This is a genomic window from Segatella copri (assembly GCF_002224675.1).
Classification (GTDB): domain Bacteria; phylum Bacteroidota; class Bacteroidia; order Bacteroidales; family Bacteroidaceae; genus Prevotella; species Prevotella copri_U.
This window is the reverse complement of sequence record NZ_NMPZ01000022.1, coordinates 44,161-67,542: the sequence shown is the minus strand read 5'-3', so window position 1 is coordinate 67,542 and position 23,382 is coordinate 44,161. Positions and strand designations below refer to the sequence as shown.

20 protein-coding genes are annotated in these 23,382 nt (G+C 43.0%); 14 read left to right on the top strand and 6 right to left on the bottom strand.

Annotation, left to right across the window (positions count from 1 at the left end; all coding sequences use genetic code 11):
• Positions 1 to 171 precede the first annotated feature (171 nt).
• The gene (rnr, locus tag CFT61_RS12610) at positions 172 to 2,469 is read right to left on the bottom strand and encodes a ribonuclease R (protein ID WP_089544777.1); all 2,298 of its coding nucleotides are present in this window, start codon (positions 2,467 to 2,469) and stop codon (positions 172 to 174) included.
• Positions 2,470 to 2,812: 343 nt separating this feature from the next.
• Between rnr and CFT61_RS12605 the strand changes: the two genes are divergently transcribed.
• Positions 2,813 to 4,522 carry a Na/Pi cotransporter family protein gene (locus CFT61_RS12605; RefSeq protein WP_089544776.1) on the top strand — a complete coding sequence of 570 codons (1,710 nt, stop codon included), beginning with the start codon at positions 2,813 to 2,815 and terminating at the stop codon, positions 4,520 to 4,522.
• 199 nt (positions 4,523 to 4,721) lie between these two features.
• On the opposite strand, the gene CFT61_RS12600 is transcribed toward CFT61_RS12605, so the two are convergent.
• On the bottom strand, positions 4,722 to 5,420 hold the full coding sequence (locus CFT61_RS12600; RefSeq protein WP_089544775.1) for an SIR2 family NAD-dependent protein deacylase: 699 nt from the start codon (positions 5,418 to 5,420) through the stop codon (positions 4,722 to 4,724).
• Between the two features lie 175 nt (positions 5,421 to 5,595).
• Here CFT61_RS12600 and CFT61_RS12595 point away from each other — a divergent pair, with 175 nt between their 5' ends.
• The 6 genes from CFT61_RS12595 (at position 5,596) to CFT61_RS12570 (ending at position 11,576) form a co-directional block, all read left to right on the top strand.
• Positions 5,596 to 6,198, top strand: coding sequence for an FKBP-type peptidyl-prolyl cis-trans isomerase (locus tag CFT61_RS12595; RefSeq protein ID WP_089544774.1), 603 nt, complete (start codon positions 5,596 to 5,598; stop codon positions 6,196 to 6,198).
• 34 nt (positions 6,199 to 6,232) lie between these two features.
• Positions 6,233 to 7,108, top strand: coding sequence for an FKBP-type peptidyl-prolyl cis-trans isomerase (locus CFT61_RS12590; RefSeq protein WP_089544773.1), 876 nt, complete (start codon positions 6,233 to 6,235; stop codon positions 7,106 to 7,108).
• Between the two features lie 40 nt (positions 7,109 to 7,148).
• Complete coding sequence (locus tag CFT61_RS12585) at positions 7,149 to 8,123, top strand: FKBP-type peptidyl-prolyl cis-trans isomerase (protein ID WP_089544772.1); 975 nt, start codon at positions 7,149 to 7,151, stop codon at positions 8,121 to 8,123.
• Positions 8,124 to 8,298: 175 nt separating this feature from the next.
• A complete protein-coding gene (locus CFT61_RS12580) occupies positions 8,299 to 8,766 on the top strand; it encodes an Lrp/AsnC family transcriptional regulator (RefSeq protein ID WP_089544771.1) in 468 nt (155 codons plus the stop codon).
• 25 nt (positions 8,767 to 8,791) lie between these two features.
• Positions 8,792 to 10,540, top strand: a complete 1,749-nt coding sequence (locus CFT61_RS12575) for a membrane dipeptidase (protein ID WP_089544770.1) — start codon at positions 8,792 to 8,794, stop codon at positions 10,538 to 10,540.
• A 4-nt stretch (positions 10,541 to 10,544) separates the two neighbouring features.
• Positions 10,545 to 11,576: a M28 family peptidase gene (locus CFT61_RS12570; RefSeq protein ID WP_089544769.1), complete on the top strand. Its 1,032-nt coding sequence runs from the start codon at positions 10,545 to 10,547 to the stop codon at positions 11,574 to 11,576.
• 303 nt (positions 11,577 to 11,879) lie between these two features.
• Here the strand turns inward: CFT61_RS12570 and CFT61_RS17330 are convergent, their stop codons facing one another.
• The 3 genes from CFT61_RS17330 to CFT61_RS12560 are packed head-to-tail and all read right to left on the bottom strand — an operon-like array spanning position 11,880 to position 14,080.
• A complete protein-coding gene (locus CFT61_RS17330) occupies positions 11,880 to 12,014 on the bottom strand; it encodes a hypothetical protein (protein ID WP_254918975.1) in 135 nt (44 codons plus the stop codon).
• Between the two features lie 8 nt (positions 12,015 to 12,022).
• Complete coding sequence (locus CFT61_RS12565) at positions 12,023 to 12,703, bottom strand: response regulator transcription factor (protein WP_089544768.1); 681 nt, start codon at positions 12,701 to 12,703, stop codon at positions 12,023 to 12,025.
• Positions 12,704 to 12,721: 18 nt separating this feature from the next.
• Positions 12,722 to 14,080, bottom strand: coding sequence for a sensor histidine kinase (locus tag CFT61_RS12560; protein ID WP_089544767.1), 1,359 nt, complete (start codon positions 14,078 to 14,080; stop codon positions 12,722 to 12,724).
• Between the two features lie 302 nt (positions 14,081 to 14,382).
• Between CFT61_RS12560 and CFT61_RS17325 the strand changes: the two genes are divergently transcribed.
• The 7 genes from CFT61_RS17325 to CFT61_RS12535 are packed head-to-tail and all read left to right on the top strand — an operon-like array spanning position 14,383 to position 22,614.
• On the top strand, positions 14,383 to 14,508 hold the full coding sequence (locus CFT61_RS17325) for a hypothetical protein (protein WP_254918974.1): 126 nt from the start codon (positions 14,383 to 14,385) through the stop codon (positions 14,506 to 14,508).
• 55 nt (positions 14,509 to 14,563) lie between these two features.
• Positions 14,564 to 14,686, top strand: a complete 123-nt coding sequence (locus CFT61_RS17320) for a hypothetical protein (protein ID WP_254918973.1) — start codon at positions 14,564 to 14,566, stop codon at positions 14,684 to 14,686.
• Positions 14,687 to 14,710: 24 nt separating this feature from the next.
• Entirely contained in the window at positions 14,711 to 15,829 is a 1,119-nt protein-coding gene (locus tag CFT61_RS12555) for a hypothetical protein (protein WP_089544766.1), read from the top strand.
• A 1-nt stretch (position 15,830) separates the two neighbouring features.
• A complete protein-coding gene (locus CFT61_RS12550) occupies positions 15,831 to 16,871 on the top strand; it encodes a hypothetical protein (protein WP_089544765.1) in 1,041 nt (346 codons plus the stop codon).
• A 7-nt stretch (positions 16,872 to 16,878) separates the two neighbouring features.
• Positions 16,879 to 18,084: an arginase family protein gene (locus CFT61_RS12545; protein ID WP_089544764.1), complete on the top strand. Its 1,206-nt coding sequence runs from the start codon at positions 16,879 to 16,881 to the stop codon at positions 18,082 to 18,084.
• Between the two features lie 13 nt (positions 18,085 to 18,097).
• The gene (locus CFT61_RS12540) at positions 18,098 to 20,413 is read left to right on the top strand and encodes an outer membrane beta-barrel family protein (RefSeq protein WP_089544763.1); all 2,316 of its coding nucleotides are present in this window, start codon (positions 18,098 to 18,100) and stop codon (positions 20,411 to 20,413) included.
• Complete coding sequence (locus CFT61_RS12535; RefSeq protein WP_089544762.1) at positions 20,413 to 22,614, top strand: peptidase domain-containing ABC transporter; 2,202 nt, start codon at positions 20,413 to 20,415, stop codon at positions 22,612 to 22,614. Before CFT61_RS12540 ends, CFT61_RS12535 begins: the two co-directional genes overlap by 1 nt.
• A gap of 75 nt (positions 22,615 to 22,689) precedes the next feature.
• Here the strand turns inward: CFT61_RS12535 and CFT61_RS12530 are convergent, their stop codons facing one another.
• Entirely contained in the window at positions 22,690 to 23,328 is a 639-nt protein-coding gene (locus CFT61_RS12530) for a DUF4294 domain-containing protein (RefSeq protein ID WP_089544761.1), read from the bottom strand.
• Positions 23,329 to 23,382 lie beyond the last annotated feature (54 nt).

The following is a 23,382-nucleotide window of genomic DNA, read 5'->3' as shown; positions in this document are numbered from 1 at the left end:
TTCTTTTCTGATACTTTTTTCTATTTCCCACAGATTTCACAGATGTACACAGATTCTAGACCTGTTCGGTCTGGAATGATGCTGATCTTTTTCTCTGCTTTTCCTTTTTCACAGAATCAAAATAAAAAACTGGACCAACCTTAAAGGTCAGCCCAGTTTGATATGGAGAGATTATTTGTTTCTACGATGATTACGTGTCTTCTGCTTCGACTTCTTTGTTTTCTTGGAAGAAGTACTAGTTGCAGGCTTTTCCTTGCGTATAGGAGCAGAATCGCCGGCTAGGGCGAAATCCAACTGCTTCTTCTCCAGGTTGGCTTGAGCCACCTTGATGCGGATAGCATCACCTAATTGGTACTTGTTGTGATGACGACGACCAATCAGACAGAAGTTCTTTTCATCGAAGTCGTAGTAATCGTCTGCGATGTCTCGCATCGGAATCATACCTTCACAATGGTTCTCATCAATGGTTGCATAGATGCCGTAAGAAGTGATACCGCTGATGTGGGCATCGAATTCCTCACCGAGCTTATCGCCCATGAATTCTACCATCTTATATTTGATACTGTCTCGTTCTGCATTCTGTGCAATCTGCTCCATGTCGGAGCAATGTTCACAGAGTTCCTCGTAATGTTTCTCGTTGGCACTTCTGCCGCCCTGTGCATACTTGGTAAGCAGGCGATGCACCATTGTATCCGGATAACGGCGGATCGGCGAGGTGAAGTGAGTGTAGTATTCGAATGCCAGACCGAAGTGACCGATGTTGTGGACGGAATACTTTGCCTTCATCATTGCACGGAGAGCTACCATCTGGATGAGGTTGTTCTCAGGTTTGCCTTCGCAGTCAGCCATCAACTTGTTCAGACTTCTGGCTGTGGCGCCCTTGGTTCCCTCGGTCTTCATCTTATAGCCAAACTTCACAACGAACTCACGCAGGGTCTCCAGCTTCTGTGGGTCTGGATTGTCGTGAATACGATAAGGAAGCGTCTTTGGCTTCTTTCCCTTTTTCACCTTTCCGATACTTTCAGCCACCGTACGGTTGGCTAGGAGCATGAATTCCTCCACGAGTTTGTTGGCATCCTTTGAGCGCTTGTAGTAGCAGCTGACAGGCTTGCCCTTCTCGTCAACATCGAAATGCAGTTCCTCTCGGTCGAACTTCACGGCTCCATTCTTGAATCTTGCAGCACGAAGTTTCTTTGCCAGTCTATCAAGGGTGATAAGCTGGAGTGCATTTTCACCCTGGTATGGATGCTCTTTGGTTTCTGCCGGTGCAGGTTCGCCGGTACCATCAATCACGCCATTTGCTTCTAGGAGTTCCTGTACCTCTTCATATTTATATCGTCGGTCGCTCTCGATGACGGTATGCACGATGCGGTAGTTCTTGACCTCGGCATTGTTGTCGAGTTCAAAGATGACGCTGTATGCCAGTTTTTCCTCGTTAGGGCGAAGCGAACAGATGAAGTTGCAGAGACGCTCAGGGAGCATCGGGATGGTGCGATCTACGAGATAGACAGATGTGGCACGCTTCACAGCTTCCTTGTCGATGATGCTGCCCTCCGTGACGTAGTGTGAAACATCGGCGATGTGAACACCCACTTGCCAATTGCCATTCTCCAGTCTCTGGATACTCAAGGCATCGTCGAAGTCCTTGGCATCCTTCGGGTCGATGGTGCAGGTGAAAACCTTTCTGAAGTCTTCTCGCTCCTTGTAGTCCTGCTCTGTGATTTCTCCTGAAATCTTGTTGGCAGCATCCTCTACGTTCTTCGGATACTTGTAAGGCAATCCATATTGGGCGAGGATAGAGTTCATCTCTACATCGTTGTCACCCTTCTGTCCGAGGATATCCACCACCTCACCGATAGGACTCTTGTTTTCTCCATCCGGCCATTCTATGATTCGTACCACCGCCTTGTCGTCGGTCTTTCCGCCCTTTACCTTTCTTCTCGGAATGATGATGTTGTGAGCGAAGACATCGCTTGGTGTAACAAGGTAAGCCAGATCCTTATCCACTTTCAATCTACCAACGAAGGTATCTTTTGCACGTTCCAGGATCTTGTTTACCTGTGCTTCCTTGATGTGGTTCTTTCGGCGTGCGAGGAAAGTGAATTCCACGCGGTCGCCATTGAGCGCTCCCATAGAGTTGCGTTCAGAAACGAAGATAGGATTCTCTTCGCCGTCAGGAATGACGGAGTTCTTGCCATTTGCCTTTCTAACAAACTTACCCTCCATCACCTGCACGCTTTGGTTCAGGCGATACGAATTATCACTTACCTTTGCCAGATAGTCATCCCATGCCATTTCCTCCATAATGTCGATAGCCAGCATCTTGAGCGGATGCGTGGTGAGATGGAGGGAACGGAATATTTCTTTAAAGCTGAGCGTTTCGCCCGGCCTTTCGGCAAAGAATTGCTGCAGAATCTCAGTGAGCTGCGCCTTGTTCATTCTTTTGCCGCCTTTTTTACCTTTTCCCATAATTACGACTGTTATATGACTGTTTATAGTTTTATAAGGCAAAGAAACAAAAAAAATCGGAGAATACAAAGTTTCTTGGCATCTTTTTTTGTTTTTTATTAAATATGTAACAAAATAGGCCACTAATTTCTCCTTTCCTTCTATATCAAGAGTAGAAAAACGGTATATAATAAATAGTAGATAGAAAAGAGCGCTTTGTTTCTTTTTAAAGATGTTCATTGGTTTAGGATATTACAATGCTGTTACAATTTGAAATATCCTTGCTTAATATTTCGTAATAAGCGGATTTCTTATTATATTTGCAATCGAAACGTAACAAACATTTCCACAAAAACAATTAATTATGGATACAAGTCAATATCTTGTGATTTTTTTTCAGATTCTCGGTTCTCTGGCATTGCTCATCTATGGTATGAAGGTGATGAGTGAGGCTTTGCAGAAGATGGCAGGATCCCAGTTGCGCCACATTTTAGGAGCTATGACTACCAACCGATTTACGGGAATGCTTACAGGTACCTTTATTACCTGTGCTGTTCAGAGTTCCTCTGCAACCACCGTGATGACGGTTTCTTTTGTAAATGCAGGTCTGCTCACCCTGGCCCAAGCCATTTCCGTGATTATGGGTGCCAACATTGGTACCACCTTTACGGCATGGATTATGTCGCTGGGTTATAATGTAGATTTAACCATCGTGGTTTTCCCTGCGTTCTTCCTCGGCATTATGCTGATATATAGCAAGAAGCGCCGGTATTTTGGAGATTTCCTTTTCGGTATTGCCTTTCTCTTCTTCTCGCTCGTTCTGTTGAGCAGTGCAGGCAAGGCTCTCGATCTGGAGCATAATCCGGCAGTTATCGACTTCTTCGGTTCCTTCGATACGAAGAGTCATTTCACCATTGTCGTCTTCCTTTTGATAGGTACGCTTATTACCTGCATCGTACAGAGTTCTGCTGCGGTGATGGCGATTACCATCCTGCTCTGTTCTACGGGAGTGCTTCCTATCTATCTGGGTATTGCGCTGGTGATGGGTGAGAATATCGGAACCACTGCTACCGCCAACCTTGCTGCTTTGGGTGCCAATGCCCAGGCTCGTCGTGCGGCTTTGGCTCATCTGGTGTTCAATGTGTTTGGTGTCATCTGGGTTCTCTGCCTGTTCTATCCTTTCGTGGATTTCGTCTGCTCTATTGTGGGCTACGATCCTGATGGCGGTATGTCGGCAGCGCAGAAGGCGAAGTTATTGCCAATCGTCCTGGCGATGTTCCACACCTGCTTCAATGTCTGCAATACGGGCGTACTCATCTGGTTTATCCCGCAGTTGGAAAAGGTGGTCTGCAAGCTTATCAAGCCTAAGGCAGATAAGGAGGATGAGGATTTCCGCCTGCGTTTTATCCAGGCTGGTATCATGAAGACACCGGAGCTTTCCGTCTTCGAGGCACAGCAGGAAATCGGCAGTTTCGGTGAGCGCATTCATCGTATGTTTGGTATGGTGAGAGAGTTGATGGATACCCAGGATGCCAAGACTTTCGACAAGCTCTATGAGCGCATCGAGAAGTATGAGGGTATTTCGGATAATATGGAGATTGAGATTGCCAAGTATCTGGACCAGGTGAGCGATGCCCATCTGAGTGATGATACCAAGGCGAAGATTCGTTCGATGCTGCGTGCGATTTCCGAGATAGAGAGCATTGGTGACAGCTGCTACAACCTCGCCCGCACCATCAAGCGCAAGGGAGAGAACAAGGAGGAGTTCACTGCCAAGCAGAATGAGAATATCCATCAGATGTTCAAGCTGGTAGATGAGTCGCTTACCCAGATGAACTTTATGTTTGCTCACGATCGCCAGTCGATTAATATGAACCATACCTATAATATAGAGACGGAAATCAACAACTTCCGTACTCAGTTGAGAAACCAGAATCTGGATGATGTGGATAACCATCTCTACACCTATGGTGTAGGAACCCTGTATATGGATATCATTCAGGAATGCGAGAAGCTCGGCGACTACGTGGTAAATGTAGCCGAGGCCCGTATGGGAACGAGAGCATCGGCATAATTGGCTTTTTGATATAAAACGAAGTCGCCCTGTAAAGGCAAAAGCTTCTCTTTTTTAAAGCTTTTGCCCTTACAGGGCGACTTCCTTGCTTATGCGTAACCCAGGGCGCTGCCCTGGGCTAGGAGCTTCTGCCCTTTCAGGGCGTGTGGAGCTTACTTGTGAAAGTTTAGCGTCTTATAATTATATCCTCTTCTGCGTTTTATTTCTCCAGGATCTCCTTCAGTTCCTTCATTCCTTCAGAAGCCCCCTTCATGATATGTTCAATCTTATAGTAGCCGTTGGTGTTTACGGCACCTGGGTCTATCAGATAGATAGGAATGTTCGGCTTGGTGTATGCTATCAGTCCAGCGGCAGGATACACGTTGAGCGAAGTGCCGATGATGACGAAGATATCGGCTTGCTGTACCGCCTCGGCAGCAGGCTCTATCATCGGAACACTCTCGCCGAAGAAGACGATGAATGGTCGCAGCAAGCTGCCATCGCCTGCCTTGGTTCCAGGCTCCACCTCACAGTCATTCTCCGGCAACTCCTTGATGTATCGATAGTCGTAAGGATCGCGCGAAGAGCAGACTTTGGAGAGTTCTCCATGCAGGTGGATCACGTTTTTGGATCCCGCCTTCTCGTGCAGGTTATCCACATTCTGTGTAATCACCGTTACGTCGAAATCCTTCTCCAGATCCTTGATAAGTTTATGTCCCTCGTTAGGTTGAGCGGCATAGAGCTTATGGCGCAACATATTATAGAAGTTAGTTACTAGGGTAGGGTCAGCTTCCCATCCCTCGTGGGTAGCTATCTGTTCCACAGGATAGTTCTCCCACAAGCCATCATTTCCACGGAAAGTTTTGAAACCACTCTCCACAGACATTCCAGCGCCGGTTAAAAATACGAGTTTCTTCATCTTATCGCGTTTTATTTATTCATATTTTCTTAATCTTCTTATTAAGAATGCACAAATTTACACTTTTTTCTTTAAATATCATCGTTATCAGCGAGAAAAATGTTATCTTTGCACTCGTTTTAAGGACAATAAGTACAAAATAAAGAATATTAATACAAAGTTATAAGATAAATTTATGGATAAAGTAAGTTATGCTTTAGGCATTGGCATCGGTCGCCAGTTGGCTTCTATGGGTGCAGAGAGTTTGAACATTGATGATTTTGCACAGGCTGTAAAGGATGCGATTGCAGGCAAGCTTCAGCTTGATGAGCAGGAAGCACAGGAGTTGGTACAGAACTTCTTCGCAGAGCAGGAGGCTAAGGCTCAGGCTGCAGCTGCAGAGAAGGGCAAGGTTGCCAAGGAGGCTGGTGAGCAGTTCCTCGCAGAGAACGCTAAGAAGGATGGTATCATCACTACCAAGAGCGGTTTGCAGTATCAGATTCTGCGCGAGGGTAACGGCAAGGCTCCTAAGGCTACAGATCAGGTAGAGTGCCACTACGAGGGTACACTCATCGATGGTACTAAGTTTGATAGTTCTTACGACCGTGGTCAGACAGCTACCTTCCCATTGAACCAGGTAATCGCAGGTTGGACTGAGGGCCTTCAGTTGATGACCGAGGGTGCTAAGTACCGTTTCTTCATCCCTTATCAGTTGGGTTATGGCGAGCGTGGCGCAGGAGCAGCTATTCCTCCATTCTCAGCATTGATCTTCGATGTAGAGCTTGTTGCAGTAAAGTAATATAGAGAACAAAGAATAAAACATAAAGTAAAAAATGAAAAAGTTATTTTTCGGAGCCCTCGTGGCTTGTGTTGCCGCTACATTCGTAGCTTGTGGCAATTCTACTCCAAAGGCAGATCTCAAGAATGATGTAGATACAATGAGCTATGCCATGGGTATGTCTCAGACTCAGGGTCTGAAGGAGTTTATGGTAGAGCGCATGGGCGTGGATACCGCTTACATGGATGATTTCATCAAGGGTCTCAACGATGGTGCCAACGCTGGTGATGACAAGAAGAAGGCTGCTTACTATGCAGGTATTCAGATTGGTCAGCAGATCTCTAACCAGATGGTTAAGGGTATCAACCACGAGGTATTCGGTGACGATTCTACCAAGACCATCTCTTTGAAGAACTTCATGGCTGGTTTCATCACAGGTACTACCGGCAAGAAGGGGTTGATGACTGTAGAGCAGGCTGCTCAGGTAGCACAGACCAAGATGATGGCCATCAAGGCAAAGAACATGGAGAAGGAATATGGTCCTAACAAGGTGGCTGGTGAGAAGTTCCTCGCTGCCAACAAGAAGAAGCCAGGAGTGGTAACTCTTCCTTCAGGTGTTCAGTACAAGGTAATCAAGGAGGGTAACGGCCCTATGCCAAAGGATACATCTATGGTAAAGGTTAACTACGAGGGTAAGACAATCGACGGCAAGGTATTCGATTCTTCTTTCAAGCGTGGCCAGGCTGTAGATCTCCGTGCTAACCAGGTTATCAAGGGTTGGACTGAGGCTTTGGTTCACATGCCAGCAGGTTCTGTATGGGAGGTTTACATCCCTCAGCAGTTGGCTTACGGTGAGCGCGAGCAGGGTCAGATCAAGCCATTCTCTGTATTGATCTTCAAGATTGAGTTGATCTCTGTAGGTGGCAAGTAATTTTTGTGGGAACTCATTTTGAGTAGAGGACTTATAAGAAATGAAGAAATATTTAATGACAGCACTCGTCCTCGTGGCGAGTGCTTCTTTGTTTACAGCCAGTGCTGCAAGCAAGAAGAAGAATGTGAAGAAGGTAACTCCTGTGGTTCTTGCCAGCGAGGGTGATTCCTTGAGTTATGCGGCTGGTGTCTATGCCACCCGTGGTCTGGTTCCATTCATCCAGCAGAGTTATCAGGTAGATACTGCTTATATGGCAGACTTCATCCGTGGTTATGAGGAGGCTATCCAGCAGGCAAATACTCCTAAGGGTACTGCCTATATCGTGGGTATGCAGATTGCCCAGATGGTAAATCAGCGCATCCTGCCTGGAACCCGCGAGGAGCTGAAGAGCACCAAGGATTCTATCAATGCCGAACTGTTCAGCCGTGGTTTCGTGGCAGCTCTTGCCAATGATACCACTATCTTTACCGAGCACAAGGCTGGCGAGTTCAAGAAGGAAGCCTTGGCTGGTGCTGGCGAGAAATATCTGGCAGCCAATGCCAAGAAGCCAGGTGTCAAGGTCTTGCCTAGCGGTTTGCAGTATAAGGTGATCAAGGAAGGTCAGGGCGAGATTCCTCAGGCTTCTGATGAGGTGGAGGTTATCTACGAGGGCCGTCTCATTGATGGAACCGTATTTGATGCAACTTCCAAGCATGGCGGTGCTGCCACAGACAAGTTCCGTGCCGGCAGCCTGATCAAGGGTTGGACAGAGGCTCTCACCATGATGCCTGTAGGCAGCAAGTGGCAGCTTTACATCCCTTATGAGTTGGCATACGGCGAGCGTCAGGCTGGTCAGATTCCTCCATATTCTACATTGGTATTCGACCTGGAGCTCGTGAGCATCGTGAAGCCAGAGGTAAAGCCTGAGGCAGACAGCAAGCAGAAGGATGATGTAGCTGTAGGAGCAGAGAAGAAGGTGGCTAAGACTCCAGCTAAGTCTGCTGGCAAGAAGTCTGCTTCCAGAAAGAGAAAGTAACGACCAAATAGCAGGAAAAATCTGAAATTTTGGTTAAAATCAGTATAAAAAACAACAAAATGCACGGATATTGCAAAATATTCGTGCATTTTGTTGTCTGTTTCGATAGTTTTTATTAATTTTGCTATCTGGTATATAAGAATACCTTAAAATAGAACATAATAATAGAGAAGAAATGGAGAAAATAGACAATCTTGACAGAAAGATTCTCGGCATCCTTTCCAAGAATGCCCGTATTCCTTTCAAAGACGTAGCTGCAGAATGCGGCGTGTCTCGTGCAGCCATCCATCAGCGTGTCCAGCACTTGATGGAGGATGGATTCATCACCGGTAGCGGCTTTGATGTAAACCCTAAGAGTCTGGGTTATTCTACATGTACATACGTAGGACTTAACCTGGAGCGTGGTAATATGTACAAGAAGGTGGTAGAGCGCCTTCAGAACATTCCTGAGATTGTGGAGTGCCACTTCACAACCGGTTCTTATACCATGCTTTTGAAGTTGTATGCCCGTGACAACGAGCAGTTGATGGACTTGCTGAACAACAAGCTCCAGGCTATTCCGGGTGTAGTATCTACCGAGACACTCATCTCGCTTGAGCAGAGCATCAAGCGCGAGGTTCCTGTTCTTTTGGAGGAAGAGTAATTTTTTTGTATTTAGAAATAAACAAATGGAAACATTTGACTTGGAGTCGCATCTCAAGGGTGCGTACTCTTCTTTTCCCGAAGCGAAGCATCAGCCCGTAATCGGTCTTACTGCCAATTACGAGAACATTGATGCTACGCTTCGCGACCGTTATTACAAGCAGGTGATTGCGGCAGGTGGAACGCCTGTCATCATCCCGCCAGTTGCCGACAGTACTGTCATCATCAATACCCTGGAGCATCTAGATGGTTTGATCCTGACGGGTGGGGGCGACCATAACCCGTTGTGGATGGGCGAGGAGCCGTCTCCCCGTCTTCACAATATCAATCAGGAGCGTGATGCTGCAGAGCTGATGCTTGTCCGTCTGGCTTTCAACCGCCAGATACCGATGCTTGGCATCTGCCGAGGCATCCAGACCCTGGCGATAGCCTTGGGCGGAAAAGTGTATCAGGACATCAAGCAGATGGTGAAGCACAGTCAGGATGCCGACCGCTCCGAACCAACCCATAGTGTAGAAATCAAGAAGGATTCCACCTTATATCATATATATAATTCGGAAAAGATTCTCGTCAACTCGTTCCATCATCAGGCTGTGAGCGAGCCGGGCAAGCACATGCGCATCATCGCCAAATCTACCGATGGCATCATCGAGGCGATAGAGAGCAACGAGTATAAGCAGATACTCGGCGTGCAGTGGCATCCGGAGTGGCTGGGCGAGGAAGGCGGAAAGATCTTCCAGTGGCTGGTGAACCAGGCTGGCAATTTCCATGCAGCCAAGCAGTTGCACAAGCGTATCCTTACACTCGATACCCATTGCGATACCCCGATGTTCTTCCCGCAGGGCGTGAAGTTCGATCATCGCGACTCCCGCATCCTCGTGGATCTGCACAAGATGACCGATGGACATCAGGATGCTACCACCATGGTGGCTTACCTGCCGCAGCCTAAGATAGGCGAGAGCTTCAGCAGCAAGGTAGCCTTCGACGTGCAGGGACCTCTGCAGTATGCCGATCTCATCTTCGACAAGATTGAGGAAATCGTGAGCAAGAACCGCGACTACCTGAGTATCGCCCGAACTCCTGCCGATCTTTACAGCGACAAGCGAAAGGGCAGAAAGAGCATCATGCTCGGTATTGAGAATGGTCTTGCCCTGGAGCACGATTTGAGCAATGTGAAGTACTTTGCCCAGCGAGGCGTGGTATATATCACCCTCTGCCATAATGGCGATAATGACATCTGCGACAGTGCCCGTGGCTGCAATACCCACAATGGCGTGAGCAGTTTCGGAGCCAAGGTAATTCAGGAGATGAATCGCCACGGCATCATGGTGGACTTGAGTCATGCAGGCGAAAAGAGTTTCTATGATGCATTGGAAATCAGCCAGACTCCTATCGTATGCAGCCATAGCAGCAGCCGTGCGCTCTGCGATGTACCCCGTAATCTTACCGATGATCAGATGCGTGCCCTGGCAGCCCGTGGAGGTGTGGCTCATACAACGCTCTATCATGGATTCCTGCGCAAGGAGGGCGAGGCAGACATCATGGATGCCATTGCCCATCTGGAACATGCCATCGAGGTGATGGGCATCGACCATGTAGGTCTGGGTACTGATTTCGATGGAGACGGAGGCATCCGCGGACTTGCTGATTCTTCCGAGCTGATTAATTTCACTCTCCAGCTGTTGCGCCGCAAGTACAGTGAGCAGGATATCGCCAAGATCTGGGGAGGCAACTGGCTCAGAGTGATGACGCAGGTGCAGAACTTTAAACAATAATGTTATGACGAAAAAAATGAAGATCATATTAGGTGTGGTGGTAGCTGCCGGACTGGTGGCTGGTACCATCAGCTATAAGAATGCCAGCAGCGCAAGCTCGCCTGATGTTCAGGAGGTAGAGGAAGCGGAGAAGCTGAATCCCGTAGGTCCGGCTTTCAATGCCGATTCGGCATTGGCTTATTGTGCAGCGCAATGCGATTTCGGACCTCGCGTGATGAACAGCGAGGCGCACGATAAGTGTGGCGAATGGATTGTGAGCAAGTTCAAGCAGTTTGGCTGCGAGGTAGAGACCCAGAAGGCAGACCTGAAGGGCTATGATGGCACGATATTGAAGAATACCAATATCATTGCCCATTACAACCCGAAGGCTGAAACCCGTATCTTGCTCTGTGCCCATTGGGACAGTCGCCCTTGGGCGGATAACGATCCCGACAGTACCAATTGGCGCAAGCCTGTAATGGCTGCCAACGATGGTGCCAGCGGAGTAGCCGTCATGTTGGAAATTGCCCGCCAGTTGCAGGCAGACAAGAAGTTGAATCCAAGTATCGGTGTAGATTTCGTATGTTTCGATACCGAGGATTGGGGCGTACCGCAATGGTCTGATGCACAGGATGATGGCAACAGCTGGGCTTTGGGTGCCCAGTATTGGAGCGAGAACAAGCCAGAGGGTTACAATCCTCGCTATGGCATCCTCCTGGATATGGTAGGCGGTCAGGGAGCCAAGTTCTACCGCGAAGGAATGTCTATGCAGTATGCTGGTGGCATCGTGAAGCGAGTTTGGGCTGCAGCCCGTCAGGCTGGTTACGGCAGTTTCTTCCCTAAGAGTGATGGCGGTATGATTACGGATGATCATATTCCGGTAAACGAGAAGGCGAAGATTCCTACCATCGATGTGATAGCCTACTATCCTGATTGCCAGCAGAGCAGTTTTGGTCCTACCTGGCACACCGTGAACGATGATATGGCTCATCTGGATAAGAACGTATTGAAGGCAGTGGGTCAGACTATGATCCAGGTGCTTTACACCGAGGAATAAAAAGGAATGTCCCTAGAGGAAAAAGCAGTTACCTCTAGGGGCATTTCTTTTTTTCATTAGGAGAAATCTCCGTTCAGCGTCGTTGAACGTATGTTCAAAGCTTTTGAACGTACATTCAAAACTTCTGAACGCACATTCAAAACTTATGAACGGAGATTTCTCCTAATAGTATAGACTTTTTCTTCTAATAGTATAGACAAATACTCCTAATAGTATAGCTAAATACTCCTGATAGTATCCACAACTTTCCCTTGTTCCATCAAAAAATACCCTTAGGAATGGAAGCCGTTTCCTGCTATCAGATTACCCGTTTCGATGATGCTCTTTCCCATCTCCTTGGCTATCGGCTGTACCTTTCCTGTCTTTCACCATCGGGGCGAAGGTAGGGGCATCCATATCGACTTCCTTTAGAGGATGATACCCGCCGTCCCCATCCATTGTGGTAACTAAGAAATCTCGAGCTTAAAGCCGATTTTAGGAATTGTTATGATATGAATACTCTTATCGGCAGTAAATATTTTGCGGAGTTGCGAGATGTAGTTGTCGAGACTAGCATCCGAATCATTGCCATCTGGCCAAAGTTTATGCTTTAAAGTTTTACGTGGGATAGTTTCGTGGGGATATTCCAAGAAGAGACGAGTCACTTCAAACTGTTTTGTAGTTAATCTACAAACTCTTTCTTGTCGTAAGAAAAGTTCCCTAGTATTAATGCATAATGAATAATTTCCAAAAGAAACAATTGTTGAGTTATCTTGATGTTTTTCAACCTTTGCAAATCGTTGAATATATGCAGCAAGTTCTTCTATTTCAAAAGGCTTCTTAAGATAATTGACAGCTCCTTCACCCATCGCCCTTGTCAAATATCCTACATCTGCATGAGAAGACATGAATATGACAGGAATATTTGGCGCATAGAGTTTAAGTTGTTGCATTTGGTCGATACCATTATCTTCTCCGATTTCAACATCAAGGATTATAATGTTAGGATTTATTGATTGCACAACAGATTGTAAACCTGCCAAAGAAGTTTGATAGCTAGGCTGCATTCCAAGTGCATCCAAACCAAGTGTAAGCGTTGCGCCAAGTGTGGCATCGTCATCTACGATGAGAACTCTTATTTCGTCCATGATTTTTTGTGATATTTTTTATTTGAAAGGAATATTAAAAATGAATTTACTGCCTTTTCCAAGTTCGCTGTTGACGGTGATATGACCACCATGCGATTCGATGACATATTTTACGAGTGCCAGTCCTACACCATGTCCTCTAGGTCCATGTTCATGTGGAACTCGGTAGAACTGGTTGAAAATCATCTTTTGGTCTTTCTTGCTGATTCCCCAACCATTGTCAGATACGCAAACTTGTAGCTCATTGTTGTATCTTATAACGGAAATATGTACCATGACTCCTTTGTCGGCGTATTTGATGGCATTTTCGATGAGGTTTCTGATTGCGTTGAGCAAGTACATCTTGTCTGCATCAACGATTTGATTTCCTCTAGTTTTATCATCGATAGTAATTGTATGTTCTTTGCTTTCGTAGAGAATATCGACATCTGACTTAGCTAGACTGATTAGCTTCATGATGTTAACCTCTTCACGATTAAGAATCATTCTAGGTTTATTGTTGGCTGTAGATAGAATAGTCTCAATATCGTGTACTAATAGTTTTGCTTTGTCAATTATTTGCCTAGCTAGTATTTTAGTGCTTTCATCCGTAACCTTTAGCTTGATAACTCCCATGAGCGCAATGATGCTATTTATTGGAGCCTTTAAGTCATGAATGATGCTATTGACTGTTAATTCCCTATTTTTTAGTAATTCATCTCTGTTTCTAATCTCTCGTAATTGATAGCCTATGCAAATAGAGGCAATCAATACAAATAGAAGCGACAAGACTAAAGTCCAAATGAATTGGATGATAAACTGGGAAGGGGTGATAAAAACGGCAACTCGAATAAACCGAGGATTGGCGAGGTTGACGGCTATATCCTTGGAATATACCCAATAGCTGGGAATATTCTTTGTGCCAACTGTCTTTATTACATTCTTGTTTTTGTCAACCAATATCATGCTATGCTCATATTGTATGTTGAGATTTCTTGTAAAAATAGTATCAAGTATAGTGATGTCTAAAGGATGGCCTTTTTGTATTTGTTGATCTTGAGATGCAAGCTGGATAAGTTCCTCACTAGAGCTGATAAGCCCTTGTGCTTTTAACAGTTTTACATCATATCCTCTTAGGTCTGTAATCTCTTCTTTAGGAGTTTCCTTTGGAATTTCTTTTGCGATTTTGAAATAACAGTGTTGTTGTCCTAAAGTGTCAGGACTATAATCCCTTCTAGAACGGAGGCTAAGTTCTTCGTCTATTGAAGATTTTAAAGTTGTTGTTATATAATTGGCTTGTTCTTGTGTATAATTCTTGTATTGCAAGTATATATTATAGACTTGCAAACAATCTATCATAATGATAGCTATAATTGATATAAAAAATACTTTTTTCATCGTAATTTATACTATTTGAGTGCAAAAGTAACGAAAATAAATGGAATAGCCAAACTTTAGTAAGATTTTAACCTGAATATTGCGTATTAATTAAAAAATGAAGGTTATTTTGTGTTTGCCCAGTGTGCGTAAAACTTCTTTTGTATGAAATATGCAGGTTAAGCTATTATAATAATGTATAATTGCTTCTAATGAAAATGCTAATAAAATATTAGAAAAGCATTAGGTTTATATTAGAAATCTTTAGCAAAAATGTTTGTACCTTTGCAGCCGTAAAACAAAAACAATTAAAAAGTAGAAAAATGGAAGCATTGGACAAAGAAGGAATGGCAAACATCATGGGAGGTGGATGGTATTATTTACCAGATGGCACAAAAGTATATTTGCCAGATGATGAAGGTGATGATGACGATATTATATTCGTGTAATCGCTAGTTTTAAGAATAGAGTTAATGAACATTTATTAATTTAAAAATAAAAAATATGGTTAAAGAATTGAACAAGTCTATTGATCTAAAGTTCGAGGAGCTTGAGGATCGTTTAGAAATGGCACAGATTGCCGCTAGTGATGTGATCCGTTGCAACTTGGGTGACGTTCAGCGTTAATGTTAACGAAGTAAGTTGAAAGATATGGAAAGAATTTATGATATGATTGAGGTTTCTCATAGAGAACAGCAGTTTGTTGCAGTAGCTAATGGAAAGGCTTACGCTATTAACGAATGTTTCTATCTTATATTATCATCTTTGAAAAAAGATGCAACATTAGAAGAGGCTGTTGGTAATTTGGAGCAATTCTATAATCTAGATTGTAACGATAAGCAAAATATCGTAGATTCTTTCCAGTCTTTTATTAGAAAGATATCTACTACAGTTAGCACTGTGAATAATAGTTATATTAAGTTTCAGCATACCTTGTTGAGAAGTTCATTGGTGGTCGCAGTATCACGGTTGTTTAAGGTGCTATTTGGGGTAAAGATATTTTGGTTAGTTTTTGTACTGGCTTCTATCGTAAACATCCTATTCTTTGTATTGATAGATAAGGATGGGATTAGTTTAAGTTTATTGTCCTTTTCGTTAGGAGACTTCCTTATTTTGTTTATGTTGAGTAATGCCTTTGTCCTTTTGCATGAACTGGGGCATTCCACAGCCTCGCTTCGGCATGGAATACAACCTGGAAAAATAGGGTTTGGTTTTTATTTAATATTTCCTGTTCTGTTTAGTGATGTGACGAAATCTTGGTTGCTACCGAGGCGAAAAAGGCTAGTTGTAAATGCAGGAGGTGTATATTTTCAACTCATTGTTAATGTGCTGCTTATGAGTGGATATGTTTTGGGGGCAAACTCCGCTTCGGAAAACTATTTGAGATACTTAATACTGTCAAATACGTTGGTGATATTGTACTCATTGCTGCCATTTTTTAGAAATGATGGCTATTGGGTGTATTCTGACCTCTTTGACATACCTAATTTGATAGAAAAGGCAGATAATTTTAGATGGAAAGACAAGCAGGGGCGGTTTAGCTTGCCAATTCTGCAATTTGCCATTTTGAATTGGTTCTTTAGAGGGTATATTGCGCTAAAATTATTAGAGTATGTTGTGAGTTTTATTATGGACTTGCATTCTCCATATTTTACGTTGCAATATTTAAAATCTTTTATTGTGAGTGTGGCTTGTTGCTATGGTTTTTACAAGTTAGTTTTGTCAATGTTTAAATTGTGTTCTATGAATAAAATTAAAGAAGGTTATTAGTATGGAAATATTCGAAAAACTAGAATACCTGAATGGGGTCGACACAGATTTGAACCATGTTCAGCGAGAGAATTATTTGCTTTTCTGCTCTAATATAAAGAGGTGCGTAGGAAAAGAAGGAACTGTCGATATGTTTAAGCGGTTGTTTTTTGCAGAGCACGTGGGTGACATGTACGATGCTTGCCATGCTCCAATTATGACTTGTAAAAATGGAAATGTTGAAGTCGGTACGCCCTGCATTTTTGCAACTATGCATTATGGTCCTTACAAGGCTATAGGTCGTTATTTGCTTTCTAGGGGGATAAGTTTGTGTGTTCCTGTCACGCAAAGAGTGTATGATACACAAAAAGATAGTTTCGAGCAATCTTTGTCTGATTTGGTTGACGATAGAACGAATTTAGTATTTGTAAATGTCGAAAAACGTTCTGGGCTTATATCCTTATTTAAATATGTTCGGTTTGGGTATTCTTTGTTGATATACTTGGATGGAAATTCAGGAATAGGGGGAATGAGTCGGAATGATGAAAAGTTGGAGGATTTTCACTTCTTTCATGAGACCATAAAAATACGGAAAGGTGTGCAATTCTTGGCGGATAAATTGTCTTTAGATGTAATGCCAGTCTTGGCGACTTTAGGAGATGTTTGTAATAAAGAACCCTATATAGAACTCTTTCCTGCAATCTCTTCTAGGGAATGTGGAATAAGGAATATGTGGAGTTTTTTTTGTGAGTATATGAAAAATGACATTGCTCAATGGGAAGGTTGGTGTTATGTTAATTCTTTTTTCAAGTATAAGCATAATGAGACTAAGGTTACAACTAGCAGTGAGCCGATTAAGCGTTTTAATAGTGAGCGATATGATTTTGTGATTACAGATACTCAGTATTTATATGATAAGGCAAACTCAACAAAGGTTAAGTTGTCAAAAGGTCTTTTTGATCTGCTTTATACTTTACATAGTCATGATTGCTCAATTGATGTATCTAATATCGGCAAGCCGATGTTGGCACTTGATTTACAGAAAAGTCAAATTTTGATTTAGTTACGTTATGGAAAGTAGTATTAAATATAAAAAATCATTTGCTTTTAAGGGCCAATTAAAAAATGGTTCTTATGAGATGGTAAATGTCATTTCTGGCAAGAGTTTCCGCATATCTGCGTACTTGCATGATTTACTGGAGTTCTGTAGTGATTGGAGACAGAGAGAAACCTTAGTGGAAAGGATGTTGAAGGACTCTTTGGATAAAACGCAGGTAGAGCTAACTTTGCAAAACTTAGTGAATAGTAAGATGATTGTGTCTAAGTTGTCGGATGTTTTTTGTGAATTAGTACCTCAACATCCAACTTTCTTTGGAATAAAAAGTGGATGTTTATACAGCAAACAACATCAAATATCTCTGATAGGAATTCCTTTTGGAGGTGGTAATGATGTAGATGCAAGGTGCAAAGACGCTCCCCGCACATTAAGAAAGGCGACAAGTAGTTTTTTCCCATTAGGGATAAAACACAAAAAAGTCAATAGTTCGTTTTTCCATCAGAGTTTTCTTAGAGATATTTTCTACAACAATATGGAAAAAATGTATGATGTGGGGGATGTTTTTTATGCAACAGGAGATAGTTGCGTGAGTTATTATGATAGAATAACGAATGTTATTTCTAGAGTTGTAGAAATGGGGAATGTTCCTTTTTGTATAGGGGGAGACCACTCGATAACCTATCCCATATTGAAGGGCATTAGTACGAACAATCCATCTTTCTTGGTGCTGCATTTTGATGCCCATTCAGATTTGAGTGATTCTGACTATCTTCAGGTTTATCAAAGTTCTGAAAGTGAGATGTTGAATCATGCAACGGTCATGTCTTTTTGTGCAGGATTGGATAAGGTTAAGGAAATTATCCAAATAGGAGTTAGGGAGCCTTTCTTTGTGGAGAACCCAAAATGCAAGCAAATTTCTTTATCTGAAATGCGATCCGAGAACGCTGCTTGCCAATGTTTGATGGAAAGAAAAGATTATGTCTATCTTTCGTTTGATGTAGATTTCTTTGATCCAAGCATAGCTCCAGGAACAGCTTCTAAAATGATTGATGGAGGATTCTATGAAGAGACTTTTGCATTCTTATCGAAAATATTAAAAAACAAAAAAATATTAGGAATAGATATTGTTGAAACCAATTTATATCTAGATTCGTCATATATGACAACGCAGTTGGTGATGAAACTTATGCTGCATTTATTAGGATTGATAAAACTATAAAATAACATTTGAAATGGAAAAGCGAATTTTTGCAGTACTGTTGATGGCTGTTTTTGTATTACAAGCTATGTCTCAAAATCTGAAGGGTAAGGTCGTTGATAATAAGGGGATACCTATTGCTTTTGCAAATGTACTTCTGATATCCAAGGGTGATTCTGCTTTTATTGCAGGTTCTGTGACGAAAGAGGATGGAAGTTTTGAATTGCAATCTTCTAATAAAGATATGATGTTGAAAGTGTCTTCTATAGGGTATAGAACAATTTATGAAGAGCTGAAAAATTATCAAGGTAAGCCGATTTGCTTGGAAGAAGATGCCAAGATTTTAAATGAAGTCGTGGTGAAAGGTCTTCGTTCTCAATACAAAATGACCAATGAAGGCTTGTTGACCCATGTTGATGGTACCGTGCTCAGCAGAATGGGTACGGCAGAAGATGTATTGAAGCATGTGCCTGGAATTATCAAAAGAGGGGATGTTTATGAGGTGTTGGGAAAAGGTACTCCGCTCATTTATATCAATAACAGAAAAGTGCTTGATGTGAATGAATTGGACAACCTAAAGTCTAGTGCTGTTAAAAGTATAGAGGTTATCCAGGCTCCTGGTGCAATTTATGGTGCTTCTGTCAATGCTGTCATCAAGATAAAGACAATACCAGCGAAAGGTGATGGATTTAGTTTCGATACTCGCTCTCTTTATTCGTATAATAAATATAGTGGTACTATTCAGGAGTTGAATACAAACTATCGTCATGATGGCTTGAATGTGTTCGCAACCTATAAGTTTTCTAATACGAAGACCATACAGGATGCGACTTTTGAGCAAATTACCTATGTTGGTGAAATTTGGAAGCAAAACAATAGTAACTACCAGACACGTCGTTCGGAAAATCATCTTGTTATAGGTGGATTCAGCTATGACTTCAGAGCCAACCATTCTATTGGTGCAAGGTATACATTGAATAGTCCTGGATATAGAAGAACGCATAGTATATTTAATAGTAAAATAACTGTAGCTGAAAAATTCTATGATAACATAGCGACTAATAGTGCTATAGTGAACAAAGACAATCCTGACCATCAGTTGAATTTTTATTATAATGGTCGAGTTGGTAAGACAACCATAGACTTTAATACCGACTTGTATTTTGCAAAAAAACGCATGTATAGTTATTTTACAGAGATAAGCCAAGAGCAAGACTCTCGTCTGATAGATTCCGAGAATAAGGTAGATAACAAGATGGTAGCCTCTAAGTTGGTTTTGACATCTCCTGTATTGGGAGGATGGCTTACTTATGGTGCAGAGTATATCAACACCCATAGAAATGATGACTATGAAGTGAATCGAACGGATTTACTTGCTAATTCTTATGGTAAACTAGAAGAGCAAACAGTAAGTCCTTTCTTGCAATACTCACATCTAACTTCGATAGGTAATGTTACGGTAGGTTTGAGATATGAGGATGTGAGATTCAGATATTATAATGATGGAATCTATCACCCAGAGCAGAGTCGTTCTTTCAATAATATTTTCCCTAGCTTGACTTATGGTGCTAAAATAGGAAAGGCAATGTTGCAATTGAGCTACTCTATCAAGACCAAGCGTCCAACATATTCTCAGTTGAGCAACAACATTGTTTATATGAATCGTCTCACCCTACAAAAGGGTAATCCGCAGCTGAATAATGAAACGAACCATATGGTTGAGGTATCTGGAGTTTGGAAATTTATTCAGTTCATGGTCAACTACAAAGATTCTCGTGATGCCATTATTTATTGGGCAGAACAGATTCCCGACAATGAAGCAATCACTATGGTGAATCATAAGAACCTAAAGAGTGTAAAGAGTGCGACGGCTTATGTCAGTTTGGCACCAAAGTTTGGCTTCTGGTCTCCACAAGCTAACTTGGCAATGTTGAAACAATGGTTTACTCTTCATACAGATGTGGAGTCATATAAACTCAACCGCCCTATTTTTATGGCAACCTTTAATAATGCTTTTAGATTGCCTTGCGACATAGTGTTTAATGTGAATTATCGCTATCAAAGCAAGGGTAATGTACAGAATGTATTTATGGCAAAAGAACAGCATGTATTGGATGTTAGCATCAGTAAGTCTTTTTTGCAGAACGCTCTGACATTGGAATTGCAAGGTAATGATTTGCTATATAAGAATTGGGATGCGGATTTGCTGTATAATCAGAAAATGACTTTGCTGCAAGTTGCGAGAAGAGGAACAAGAAACTTGAATTTGACTCTTCGATATAAGTTTAATTCCACTCGTAGTAAGTATAAAGGTACAGGTGCAGGCAACTCTGAAATCAAACGTTTATAATGAAATTTCCAATAACTCTTCAACATGACAATATGCAATGTGGTATTGCTTGCATGCAAATGATATGTAAGTACTTTGGCAGGAAATACTCTTTGAATTTTCTGTCAAAGTTTTGTTCTGTTACACCGCAGGGTGTTTTTATGCTTGGACTGAATGAGGCGGCTAAAACGCTTGGCCTTCATACACATTGTGCAAGGGCTTCTGTCTTTGAAATGAAGGCTAATGTCCTTCCGTGCATCTTACAGTGGAACCAAAATCATTTTGTAGTATTATATAAAATAAAGAAGGGGCGCAAGTTTTATGTCGCCGATCCTGGCAAGGGGTTGGTAACTTATTCTCGTGCTGAATTCGAACGTCATTGGGCAAGTATGTTGACGGATGGCACGCTTAAGGGGATTGCCATTTTTGTGGAAACTACTCCTGATTTCTTGACTTACAAGATGCCAGAGGAGTGGGAGAATGAGGGGGAGCAGCACTTTTTCCGTTTCCTCTTGGGCTATTTCAAGAAGTATCGCAAGTCTTTTGCATTGATTTTCTTGAGCTTGGTTCTTGGTAGCTTCATTCAGTTGGCTTTTCCTTTCTTTACCCAGTTGATAGTGGACAAGGGCATTAAGTATAAGAGACTCGACTTAGTTTGGCTCATCTTGCTTGGACAGTTGATGCTCGCTGTTAGCCGTACGGTCATTGATTTTATTCGTAGTTGGGTGTTGTTGCGCATTAACATGAAGATCAACATATCCTTGCTCAGCGACTTCTTTAAGAAATTGTTGAAGTTGCCGATGTCGTTCTTCGATACCAAGTTGATGGGCGACTTGATGCAGCGTATGGGCGACCATGACTGTGTCAATAGCTTCTTGACCCAAAAGACGCTCAATGTGGCTTTCTCTCTCATCACCTTCGTGGGCTTCGGTGTGGTGCTCTTCCTTTATGATAAAGTAGTGTTCTTCGTGTTCCTTTTGGGAAGCATCGTATATGGATTGTGGATGCAAAGGTTCTTGCATCGCAGGAAGTTGTTGGATTATGAGTTCTTTGAGCAACAATCCATCAATAAGAACAAAACTTACGAGTTTATTACCTCTATGCAGGAAATTAAACTCCAGGATTGTGAACAGCGCAAATGCAGGGAATGGGAGCATGTGCAGGAAAACCAGTTGGGCGTTGAGGCTAAGTTGCTTAAACTTCTGCAGACTCAGCAGGTTGGAAGCATCCTTATCAACGAGGTGAAGAATATCCTTATTACTGTGGTGGCTGCCACCTCTGTCATCCATGGGGAGATGACGCTGGGTATGATGCTTGCTGTGCAGTACATCATCGGTCAGCTCAATTCGCCAATAGAGCAGTTGATGGTGCTCTTCTATTCACTCCAGGATGTGAATATCAGTTTGGAGCGCATCAATGAGATACATCTCAAAAAGGGCGAGGACGACAAGTCTGGACTTCTTACCTCTATAGAGGACAAGACTGATGGAATGGATCTGTATCATGTGGACTTCAAGTATGAACCTCACTCTAGCCACAAAACCCTTGACGACGTGAGTGTATTCATACCCTATGGACATACTACAGCCATCGTGGGAGAGTCGGGTAGTGGCAAGACTACGCTCTTAAAGTTGTTGCTGGGATATTATCCAGTCTCAAATGGAGAACTTTCCATCGGTGGTACCAACATCAATAGGCTCAACAAGAAGTGGTGGCGCCGTCAGTGTAGCGTCGTGATGCAAGATGGCGTTATCTTCTCAGATACCATCGCTCGTAACATTGCCGTAGGGGATGGTGACGTAGATATGGACAGGGTGAAGGTGGCTGCACGAGTAGCTTGCATCGAAGATTATATCGTGACTCTTCCGCTTGGATATGACACCAAGATAGGTAGGGATGGAGTGGGACTGAGTCAAGGACAGAAGCAGCGTATCTTGATTGCAAGAGCCTTCTACAAAGATTCTTGCTATGTATTCTTGGACGGGGCAACTAATTCGCTCGATACCTTCAATGAACGTATGATAGTTGAGAATCTCCATAGTTTCTACGAGCATCGTACTGTTGTCGTGGTGGCTCACCGACTCAGTACCGTAAGACATGCCCACCAAATCATCGTGATGAACAAAGGCAGGATTGTGGAAGTGGGTAAGCACGAAGAATTGGTCAAATTGCGTGGATACTATTACAACCTGCTAAGACAGCAAATTGAAATCGGAACTTGATTTTTCCTACTAAGATTACTGTTGGCATCAAGCAATGCTCATGGCTTCATGCTCGTGGGCTTTGCTTTTTTCTTTTTATATCTGTCCTGATTCTACCTGTCTCACCACTCTTTCCGTGAGCCTATCCACTCCGTTCGGATCATATTTCTTGTTGAGGCTGGCACCGAAGAGGGCGGCGAAAGCCTGATAGAAGCCGGCACGGATAGGGCCGAGGAATGCCTGGATAAGGTGATAGGAGGATGAATTGCACTCACGATACACCAGTTTGATGCAGAGCTTGCCCTGTGCATAGGTGAGTTTCTTCATTCTCGGTGTATATTCCTGCTTGATGCTTTTCTCCACCAGCTTCATGTGCGCATCCTTCGCCTTCTTGTTGGGCAGGGTTTCCAGATAGTCACCCGTTTCGATGATGATCTTTCTCACCTCCTTGGCTATCGGCAGAACTTTCTTGATGTTATATACCAGACGGTTGTACGCCATTCTTTCCTTGGCGTTCTTGAACACCGGCTGTGGATAAACATACACGTTGTTCACCTGTACATACTGTATGCTGTCGTGGTCGAGCAGCACCTTTCCCACCTTCACCATCGGTTCGAAGGTAGGAACATCCATATCGACTTCCTTGTTTTCAGGCTTGTCGTCATCCGTCTGTGCCATTGTCTGCAGCGTGATGCAGAAGAGCATCGCCAGCAAAAAGAATATCTTCTGTTTCATAAAAATCTTCTTGATCCAATTTAAATAATCCGCTCCCTGTCCGGAGCATCTCTT

Coding starts and splice junctions, on each gene's coding strand:
- rnr (WP_089544777.1), bottom strand. CDS start 2,469: ATGGGAAAAGGTAAAAAAGGCGGCAAAAGAATGAACAAGGCGCAGCTC.
- CFT61_RS12605 (WP_089544776.1), top strand. CDS start 2,813: ATGGATACAAGTCAATATCTTGTGATTTTTTTTCAGATTCTCGGTTCT.
- CFT61_RS12600 (WP_089544775.1), bottom strand. CDS start 5,420: ATGAAGAAACTCGTATTTTTAACCGGCGCTGGAATGTCTGTGGAGAGT.
- CFT61_RS12595 (WP_089544774.1), top strand. CDS start 5,596: ATGGATAAAGTAAGTTATGCTTTAGGCATTGGCATCGGTCGCCAGTTG.
- CFT61_RS12590 (WP_089544773.1), top strand. CDS start 6,233: ATGAAAAAGTTATTTTTCGGAGCCCTCGTGGCTTGTGTTGCCGCTACA.
- CFT61_RS12585 (WP_089544772.1), top strand. CDS start 7,149: ATGAAGAAATATTTAATGACAGCACTCGTCCTCGTGGCGAGTGCTTCT.
- CFT61_RS12580 (WP_089544771.1), top strand. CDS start 8,299: ATGGAGAAAATAGACAATCTTGACAGAAAGATTCTCGGCATCCTTTCC.
- CFT61_RS12575 (WP_089544770.1), top strand. CDS start 8,792: ATGGAAACATTTGACTTGGAGTCGCATCTCAAGGGTGCGTACTCTTCT.
- CFT61_RS12570 (WP_089544769.1), top strand. CDS start 10,545: ATGACGAAAAAAATGAAGATCATATTAGGTGTGGTGGTAGCTGCCGGA.
- CFT61_RS17330 (WP_254918975.1), bottom strand. CDS start 12,014: ATGGATGGGGACGGCGGGTATCATCCTCTAAAGGAAGTCGATATGGAT.
- CFT61_RS12565 (WP_089544768.1), bottom strand. CDS start 12,703: ATGGACGAAATAAGAGTTCTCATCGTAGATGACGATGCCACACTTGGC.
- CFT61_RS12560 (WP_089544767.1), bottom strand. CDS start 14,080: ATGAAAAAAGTATTTTTTATATCAATTATAGCTATCATTATGATAGAT.
- CFT61_RS17325 (WP_254918974.1), top strand. CDS start 14,383: ATGGAAGCATTGGACAAAGAAGGAATGGCAAACATCATGGGAGGTGGA.
- CFT61_RS17320 (WP_254918973.1), top strand. CDS start 14,564: ATGGTTAAAGAATTGAACAAGTCTATTGATCTAAAGTTCGAGGAGCTT.
- CFT61_RS12555 (WP_089544766.1), top strand. CDS start 14,711: ATGGAAAGAATTTATGATATGATTGAGGTTTCTCATAGAGAACAGCAG.
- CFT61_RS12550 (WP_089544765.1), top strand. CDS start 15,831: ATGGAAATATTCGAAAAACTAGAATACCTGAATGGGGTCGACACAGAT.
- CFT61_RS12545 (WP_089544764.1), top strand. CDS start 16,879: ATGGAAAGTAGTATTAAATATAAAAAATCATTTGCTTTTAAGGGCCAA.
- CFT61_RS12540 (WP_089544763.1), top strand. CDS start 18,098: ATGGAAAAGCGAATTTTTGCAGTACTGTTGATGGCTGTTTTTGTATTA.
- CFT61_RS12535 (WP_089544762.1), top strand. CDS start 20,413: ATGAAATTTCCAATAACTCTTCAACATGACAATATGCAATGTGGTATT.
- CFT61_RS12530 (WP_089544761.1), bottom strand. CDS start 23,328: ATGAAACAGAAGATATTCTTTTTGCTGGCGATGCTCTTCTGCATCACG.